This window comes from Streptomyces sp. S3(2020), from assembly GCF_013044505.1.
In the GTDB taxonomy this organism is placed as follows: domain Bacteria; phylum Actinomycetota; class Actinomycetes; order Streptomycetales; family Streptomycetaceae; genus Streptomyces.
Window position 1 is genome coordinate 1 of the sequence record NZ_JABERD010000495.1, and the last position, 1,600, is coordinate 1,600.

Annotated in this window: 2 protein-coding genes; both read left to right on the forward strand. The window is 69.9% G+C overall.

Annotation, left to right across the window (positions count from 1 at the left end; all coding sequences use genetic code 11):
• The first annotated feature begins 224 nt into the window (after positions 1 to 224).
• Positions 225 to 764, forward strand: coding sequence for a SigE family RNA polymerase sigma factor (locus HLK59_RS49885; protein WP_171148311.1), 540 nt, complete (start codon positions 225 to 227; stop codon positions 762 to 764).
• Complete coding sequence (locus HLK59_RS49890; protein WP_171148312.1) at positions 764 to 1,585, forward strand: hypothetical protein; 822 nt, start codon at positions 764 to 766, stop codon at positions 1,583 to 1,585. Before HLK59_RS49885 ends, HLK59_RS49890 begins: the two co-directional genes overlap by 1 nt.
• Positions 1,586 to 1,600: the final 15 nt, after the last annotated feature.

Sequence of the window (1,600 nt, forward strand, 5' to 3'; positions counted from 1 at the left end):
ACTGGTCCGGGTGCGGCAGCGGCTGCGGTGGAGATGCGCCCGGAGACCGAGGCGGGCGGGAAACCTTCCGTGGAGTGAGGCGGGGAACTCGGCTGGAGACGAGAAGGGGAGCGTGACGGGGAGAGTGCCGGGGGCTCGGCGGGGTGAAAAGATCTCCGGCGGTTGAGGCAACGGTTCGGGTGGCCCATGGACTCCTTTAGACATCTAGGAGGTGGGAGGTGCCCATGGGGGATCGCAAGCAGGCTCGGGACGAGGAGTTCCAGAGCTTCGTCATCGGCCGCTGGCCGCGGCTGATGCGGACGGCATTTCTCCTCACGGGGGAGCAGCACGCCGCGGAGGACCTGGTCCAGTCGACCCTGGAACAGGCCTACGTGGCCTGGCGCAGAGTCGGCTCGGCCGACGACCCGGAGGCATATGTACGGCGCGTGATGATCAACGCGCACGCACGAAAACACCGTCGACGGCTCCGGGAGTTCCTGGCGCCCAAGGACGACTCGGGCCTCGTGCGCGAGATCGCCGACACCGGCGACCGCATCGCCCAGGCCGAGGACCGCAACGCCCTGCTGAAGGCGTTGGCCCAGTTGCCGCCACGGCAGCGCGAGGCGGTGGTCCTGCGCTACTGGGAGGACCTCACGGAGACACAGACCGCCGAGGCGATGGGCTGTTCCGTCGGTTCGGTGAAGAGCAACGCGGCCAAGGGAATCGCGAAACTCCGCGCCATACCGGGGCTGGCCGACATCGTGACGCAGGGAGGGCGGAAGTGATGAACGCGGACCGGGAGACGAACCACGACATGACGAACGGCGACATCACCCGCCTGCTGGCCGGAGCCGCGGACGAGGTCGAGATCGGTATAGCCCCCTACGAAGCGGTCATCCGCGGCGGCCGTCGCCGCAAGGCCCGCCGCTGGGCGGTCGCCGCGGCCACGGCCCTGGTGCTCGCCGGTTCCTCGGCGACCCTCGCGGTGGCGGGACTGCCGGGCGGCGACCGGGCGGTGGCCCCGGCCGCGACCGAGCCGGCTCCCACGGCTACGACCGACCTGTCCGCCCCGATGCGCACGACCCTCGCGACCGGCAAGGAGAACGGCAAGGAGTGGCGGGTCCTCATCGACGTCTGGGCGATCCCGCGCAACGAGGTCGAAGCGGCGGGCCAGTTCGCGGCGATGGGCTTGTACGGTGACGTCCCGGCCGGCGTGACCAAGTCCTCCCAGCTGATCGGCAAGAAGTCGTACGTCGTGCACTTCAGCTACGACGACAAGCAGCGAGGCGTCTTCGAGGACTCCTTCGACAAGGACGATCCGATGCTGGGCGCGGATCTCCAGTCCGCCGCGATCCCCTTCGGGACCGACCGTGAGGACGCTCCCCAGCGTCTGGTCGTCGGCATGGTGGGCCATGCTGCCCAGCAGGTCACCTGCACCTGGAAGGACGGCACGACGACCCAGGTCGACAGGGTCCCCGCGGACACGGAGATCAGCACCGACGACCTCGCGATCCGCCCGGCGGAGGGCTCCCCGGTGGACTGGTTCGTATGCCTGGCCCCGGAGGGAACGGCGTCGAAGTCGGTGGAGGTGACGGCGGTGAGCTGAGGGGGCGCGGGGGGC